At 62.7% G+C, this 6,624-nt stretch carries 6 protein-coding genes; all 6 read left to right on the top strand.

Going from position 1 to position 6,624, the window contains the following annotated elements; translation table 11 throughout:
• Positions 1-398: 398 nt before the first annotated feature.
• The 6 genes from HNQ65_RS25075 to HNQ65_RS25050 all read left to right on the top strand — a co-directional run bounded on the left by HNQ65_RS25075 (position 399) and on the right by HNQ65_RS25050 (position 6,596).
• The gene (locus HNQ65_RS25075; RefSeq protein ID WP_184344331.1) at positions 399-1,553 is read left to right on the top strand and encodes a hypothetical protein; all 1,155 of its coding nucleotides are present in this window, start codon (positions 399-401) and stop codon (positions 1,551-1,553) included.
• Between the two features lie 151 nt (positions 1,554-1,704).
• Positions 1,705-3,294, top strand: a complete 1,590-nt coding sequence (locus HNQ65_RS25070; RefSeq protein WP_184344329.1) for a hypothetical protein — start codon at positions 1,705-1,707, stop codon at positions 3,292-3,294.
• 349 nt (positions 3,295-3,643) lie between these two features.
• Positions 3,644-4,336: a hypothetical protein gene (locus HNQ65_RS25065; protein ID WP_184344327.1), complete on the top strand. Its 693-nt coding sequence runs from the start codon at positions 3,644-3,646 to the stop codon at positions 4,334-4,336.
• 52 nt (positions 4,337-4,388) lie between these two features.
• Entirely contained in the window at positions 4,389-4,721 is a 333-nt protein-coding gene (locus HNQ65_RS25060; protein WP_184344325.1) for a hypothetical protein, read from the top strand.
• A 46-nt stretch (positions 4,722-4,767) separates the two neighbouring features.
• Positions 4,768-5,718 carry a hypothetical protein gene (locus tag HNQ65_RS25055; protein ID WP_184344323.1) on the top strand — a complete coding sequence of 317 codons (951 nt, stop codon included), beginning with the start codon at positions 4,768-4,770 and terminating at the stop codon, positions 5,716-5,718.
• A 272-nt stretch (positions 5,719-5,990) separates the two neighbouring features.
• Complete coding sequence (locus tag HNQ65_RS25050) at positions 5,991-6,596, top strand: RES family NAD+ phosphorylase (RefSeq protein WP_184344321.1); 606 nt, start codon at positions 5,991-5,993, stop codon at positions 6,594-6,596.
• Positions 6,597-6,624 lie beyond the last annotated feature (28 nt).

The raw sequence follows: 6,624 nt of genomic DNA, 5'->3' as shown, positions 1-6,624 counted from the left end.
TAAGCTTGCTCGCCACTTCCTCTCCCTTATTCAGTTTGCCTCCGTCATCGACTGGCTCAGATATGGCTCTTGAGGGTTTTCAAACACGGCCTAGGCGGGCAGATGGGAAAAAGACGCCGGAATCTGCCAAAAAGGGAATGAGGACGCATGCGATCCCACGGCATGGCATGATGTGGTATCCATTGTTTCATCATTCGCCTTGACTCTGGAAAATGCGTCCCAAGGACTTTTACATCGACCACGATACCTGACCACAGCATGAACAATCACAAGCCCCTGCACCTGCCACATTCCGGCATGCCGGGGCGGTGAATGACGCGCAGACCTGAGGGCCGCAGGCACATGCCCCCCGACTTTAATCCAGAGACCAGAAACCGGACATACCACAACCTACCATTATGACAGACAGCCCAGCCACCCCCTCCCCTTCCCCGGCCGATGCGGCCTCGGACGCCGTCGTGTTCTCCAGCCTCACGGAGGCGGACGCCAGCGCGGTGCTCAGCAGCCTCGGAGCGGAGGAGTCCGCCGCAGAGGCAGCGGCGGCTCAGCAGGAGAGCGGCGCCACCCTGTCTGCGCTGGATCAGGCCCTGGCGCATACGGACCTGGCGAAGATCTCGGATGCGCAGCTGGCGGATCTGGAAAGCGGGGACCCTTATCTTATCCAGGCCGCGCTGGATGCAGCGCAGGATGTGAATGCACCTGAAACCCGCGAGCAGCCGGAGGCCGAGACACTGACAGGCCCGGCGCGTGTGTCCATCAAAGCACTGAAACCCGCCGACCGTGCACGCACCGTGCGTGCGCTGGATCTCATCCGCGCAGGGCAGGCACCGGCGGAGGCGTTTGCGGAGGTCTTTGGCATCTCCGGCATGCCGCAGGAGTCCGCGCCTGCGCCGGAGTACTCGCAGCCGCAGGCCGCGTATGAGCAGGAGGCCAGCCCCACATCCGTGGTGCCGGAGATTTTTCCACAGGTGGCGCAGCTGGAGACGCAGCTCTCCCGCCTGCAACAGCAGTACCGCACGGCCAAGGAAACGTACGACCCCGCCGCCACCGATCTGCTGGAGCAGATGACGGATGTGAAGATGGACCTGCGCGAAGCACGCCGCGAAGCCACCACCGTGAGCGCCGAGTGGATGAGCAGCCAGGCGGAAAGCCACACACGGGCGATGGATCACTTCTCCCATCTCATCGCAGATGCAGGCTCAAACTTCCTGCCGCACTGCGATGATGAAATTCTTCTTGCAGAAGCAAAGAACGACCCAATCCTCAGTCACCCTGACTGGCCAGAGAAGATCGGCCGCAGGGTGATGGACAAGTTCTTCTCCGGACACGCGGCGTACAGCCCGGGATCTGCGGGAGGTTTGTCCGGGGTGCCGCCAGCTCCGCGCCACGCGGTCAGGCTGCCCGGCTCCCCTGTCGGCCACGCGTTTTCCGCAGGTGCGCTGTCTCCACAGACAGCCATGGCGGAGATCGACCGGCTGACACCTGAGCAGCAGGAATCCTTCATCCGCAGCCTGGACAGGCTCACCTCCGCGCACGCGCACATGCGGCGCTAGCAGGGACCGCCCTCCGGCCACGTGCTGGTATCTCATGCTCATTCCTGCCATGCGGCATGGCCACGGCCTAAAGCACGGCGTTCAAGAAACAATCAGGACAGAAAACCAAGCTAAAAAACATCAAAACCTATCTCTTCACTGAGACAAACCTATGCCAGACTATCACGCAGAATCCATTGTCTCCACGCTGGCCTCAGCCGTCGCGGCTGATCCCTCCATCGTGGCCAAAGTGTACTCCCAGCAGCTCCGCAAAGGGGCGCGCTCGGTGGACGACTTTTCCATGTTCGAAGGCGGGGAGGGCTCCGGAAAGCCCTTCATCGTGCGCAAAGACCTCAGCGGCGCACAGCCGGGGGACGAGATCAAATTCACCGTCATGAGCCAGCCGCGCGGCCCCGGAGCCCGAGGCGAGCAGCCTCTGCGCGGCAATGAGTCCAGCGTGGACTTCAAGACCTTCTCCTGCACCGTGGACTTCTGGCGCGATGCCTTCAAGTTCACCAAGAAGCAGGTCAAGTTCATGGCTGCTGGTGGTGGGGTGAAGTCCGCCGTGCTGCTGGCCCTGCGCGAGAAGCTGGGCCGCCGCCGCATGAACGACATGAAGATGGCGCTCAAGCTCCAGGGCGTGGGCAACACGATCTATCCCAACGGGCGCAAGACGCTGGCCAGCCTGAACGCGCTGGACACGCTGACGCCCAGCGGCATCACCAACGCCATCCCGCAGTGGCGCCGCCTCGGCGGCCGCTCCATCGTGGTGACGAACAAGCACGGCAGCCCGGTTTACAAGCCTATGGTGTACATCCCTGATGCGGCGATCGCCGGCATCAAGAACTCCAGCAGCTACGAGCAGGCAGCCCTGCACGGCGGCGCACGCAGCAACGAGGACAACCCGCTCTTCTCCGGCAAGCTGCTGGACTGGAACGGCGTGGGCCTCTTTGAGCACGCCAGCGTGGACCCGGAGAACGACCAGTGCGCCGATCCACTGGCCCCGCGCGCCATCCTCAGCACCGGCTTCAGCGTGAACAGCGCCAACACCGACTGCGTGCTGAAGAGCCACGCCACGGACACCAAGACGCCCTACATGGCGTGGATGGGGGGCTACAAGTATGAATGGTATGAAAACCAGTCCATCAGCACCGCCACCACGGCGCCTGGCGGCGTGAGCTGGAGCAGCTTCTACAGCACCATCACAGACACCGCCACCAAGTACTATGCGTGGATTCTCAATCCCGACGGCTCGGTGGGTTTTGTGCGCTGGAACGGCCAGGGCAACAACGGCAACAAGATCGTCATCGAGAAGATCCTGGACCCGATGGCCACCAGCAGCGCCTCCGGCTACGGCACGGCCACGCTGGGGAACTTCATCGCCACGGGTGACAACTGGGGCTGGGACGGCACCAATGACAACCGCCGTGCAGGTGGCGCGGGCTCCACCTCGAACTGCTCTCCGGACTTTGTCTGGACCTCGCAGTTTGACGCGGGAGCCTACATCATCCCGTGCAATGCCAATGGTGCGGTGGACATGTGCAGCCTCATCCTCGGCCAGGAGAGCGCCGTGCGCGCCTATGTGGGAGACGACCTCCTCGTGGGCGACAAGGACGACTACTCCTTTGTGGATGGCGGCGGCTATGAGACCGTCTTTGGCCAGGCCCCGTGCATCCGCACCGATGGCAAGACCAGCGGCTACTCCCTGCTGCGCCACGCAGGACAGCACCCCGGCCTGGAAGTGCCCACCCTGAGCGCCTAACTCGCAAAACCACGCGGCCCGCACGCTGCAAAAACGTGCGGGCCGCAACACCTCTCAATCCTTCTCCTCCTCCTACTCTTACTCCTCCTCCCTTGCCACGCAGTGACCAAGCCGATGGAGGAGGAGTAGGAGGAGGATGCCAACACCAACCACCAGCCCAGCAACGGAGCAATCGCATACCAGATGCTACCACGATCAGCTTTTTCACCTTTGAACTTTTAATCTCCTAAAACCTCCCTCTGCGGCGTGTCCATCCCGGACCGCCCAGGGAGGAAACCGGAGAAAGTGCGGCGCGCACTCCTGCCTGCTGAAAAGCAGCCACGAAAGAACAACTCATCAACCGACCACCATGACCCACACCACACCCAACACCCCTGCCCTTTCCCGCCTGCCCGCACGCGTGGACTCCACCCTGCTGGCGAAACATCGACGCGCTGACGAGCCGCTCGTCGTTCTCAAACTCGTGGGCGTGGGCAACACCGCTCCGTATGACTTTCATGACAAAGGCACGCGCTCCTACATCTTTCGCCATGAGTCAGCCCAGGAGGGTCACATTCTGCGCGTGCCACTGCACCTCTGGCAGGCCGATGGCGCACGCTTGGCACACGATCTGATGGATCAGCGCCGTCTGCCGCACGCCATGGTGGTCTTTCTAGACCCGGCCACCACTGCCGCCAGGCCCGGCACCACGCTGACAGCCACCCAGCCCCAGGCTTCGGCGCTGGCAGAAACAATCAGCCTCACTTCCTCCACGGCTGGCATCCATGCTGCTACAGGCAGCACCGCCCAGACACACACCGCGCCAGGGCAGCCAACCACCTCCCCCCAGCCATCCACACCTCTTTCTTCCCCCAAAACGGGCGCAACGGACACGAGCACTGAAACCCGTATCGTGGTTGGGCCGGGCTCAGAGCCGACCGTTGCGCCCACCTTGGGGCAGGAGCCTCCGGCAGCCGCGCCGCGCGCCCGGGGGCGCAGGCGCAGCGCTGCCCCGCAGCAGCAGGCCAGTGAACCTGCATCCATGCCGCACTCAGAATCTTGATTCGTCATCTTTTCCTCAAAACAACCACAAACAACCACACCCTAATACTGATATGAACCCACCCGGAATCCACCCCCTTGGCACCCACCTTCTTCTCGATGTGACCCCGCAGGAGCAGACCACCGCAGCCGGCATCGTGCTGCCCACCGCCGTGCAGGGCGCCAGCACTCGCATGGAGGCCGTCGTCGTCGGGCGTGGCCCCGACTGCACCCGTGCTAGTCTGGACTGCGGCACCCAGGTGTACGTAGGCCGCTACGCCAGCGGCGAACTGACCCGCAGCGGCCGCATTTACCGCCTGGCTCAGGAGGCCGACATCATCGCCACGCTGGACAGCGTCAGCGCCTCCATGCCCGAGCCCCGTGTGAAGCCCCTGGCCGTGGACTGATCTCTGCCGTTTTCTTTGAATAAACCACATCCTACCACAAAAAGCTATGACCGTACGAGACACCATCGCCACCATGCTCAGCTATCTCCGCGTGGAGCAGCGCGGCATCCCCTTTGCCGGAGGCGCCGATTTTGACGATCCGCTGCCAGACGCCCTGGCCTCCTGCAATGCCGCGCTGCAGCAGATGGCGCTGCTGGGCCCGCTCTTTGCCGCCAAGCAGCAGCGCAGCGTGTGGTTTCGCGCGCCTGCCACGCTGAGCGTCGGCGGTCTCACGCGCGGCGGCACCACTGCCACGGGCAGCTTTCCCGCCTGGGCCGCTGGATGCCAGATCCTGCTGCCCGGAGAGAGCGAGCCCAACCGCATCCTCTCTCTCAGCAGCGATGGCGGAACCGCCACGCTGCAGTTTCCCTACCTCGCAGACAGCAGCAGCGGCACCGCCACCCTGAAGGCAGACACCGTGGAGCTGCCGCCGGACATCATCACCGTGCTGGAGCCCCTGCGCCTGCGCGGCAGCAGCCGCCGCATCGTGGCCGTGAGCAGCCGCCAGGAGCTGGCGGAAAACAGCGCCGCTGCCTGCGTGTGCTACTTTATCGAAAGCACGCTCAGCGCCGGCCGCGTGTGCCAGCGCCTGATGCTCAACAGCCCCGCCGCCACCGACCTGGTGCTGGAGTTTCAGGCCCGCTGCTCCCTGGGCCAGCTGACCACCGCCGATGTGTACACCAGCGCCCCCGGCCACCCCGACCCCGGCGTGCCGCTGCCCGTGCCCGCGGGCTTTGTGGAGTCCATCTTCCTGCCGCTGGCGCTGGATGTCTTTTTCTCCAAGCCCAGCATCACCAACTACGACATCCCCAGCCTGCGCAATCAGGACGCCCCCAGCCTCATACATCAGCAGGCCCAGCTGGCCCTCACCCTCCTGCAAACCATGCGCCCCCAGGGAAACAAACCCGTCCGCCTCGCCCCGGAGTGGAGCTCAAGCGGGCGGGACTATCTGGGGTGAGGTGTGGGGGTATACTCAGTGCCACACAAGCACAGTTCATGCTGTGTCATCCACAGATTCACTGCCAGGCGTGCCGTGTGTCTGGCTGTGAATGCATTCCCCCCCCTTACGTTCCTGCAACAGGCTGTCGCGCGCACTCTCGATGCCATTTAAAAATGATAATCTTCGCTCGCAGTCGGAGACAGTTTGTTCTTCATTCTGCTCAAGCATTACCCGCTCTTGCATTCCAAGGCGTTTGCGAATGGTGATGCTTCAGAAGAAGTCATTCGTGCATGGCCCCAGGTATAAAGATCACTCCTCATCCAGATCAGCACAAAATCGCATCAAAGCTCGTCACTTTGGGGAATAGTCTCGATGTCAGCTTTAGCGGGGAACTTTTTCGTTTTATCAATCCCACCTATTCAAAGGCAGCTGATATTGTGGACGGCAGAGGAGCTCTCCATGCATCTGGCCGCTGGCATGTCAGGGGAGCTGCACGGCTGAGCTATACAGCCATGACTCCGCACACGGCCCTCGCTGAAACGCTGGCCCATGTGAATTATTACAGCCTGCCACAGGCCAAAGCCCTGCCTCGTGTGCTGGTGGCTTTAAGACTGCAGGCCAGGCGTGTCCTCGATCTGCGGGATGGTCATGTACGCAAAACCCTGCGCCTTTCCGCAGACACCATTCAGACGCTCGACTGGCGGGCGGATAATCAAAATGGGCGCGAGGCGGTCACTCAGGCATGGGGAGGCGCGTTTGCCTCCGCAGGATTTGAGGCAGTGATCGTTCCCAGCGCGGCGGATGCCACTGGGAGCAATGTTCTCGTGTATCCTGAGAATCTGAAGCCTGGAAGCCATTTCGAATCAGCTGCTCCGGTCGAGTGGCCCGGCAAGTAATCCTGCAATTTTGCAGGATTGCCTTGCC

Origin of the sequence: Prosthecobacter vanneervenii, from assembly GCF_014203095.1 — a bacterium.
Classification (GTDB): Bacteria; Verrucomicrobiota; Verrucomicrobiia; order Verrucomicrobiales; family Verrucomicrobiaceae; genus Prosthecobacter; species Prosthecobacter vanneervenii.
The sequence above is the reverse complement of the archived record's forward strand: the minus strand, read 5'-3'. Positions and strand labels throughout refer to the sequence as shown.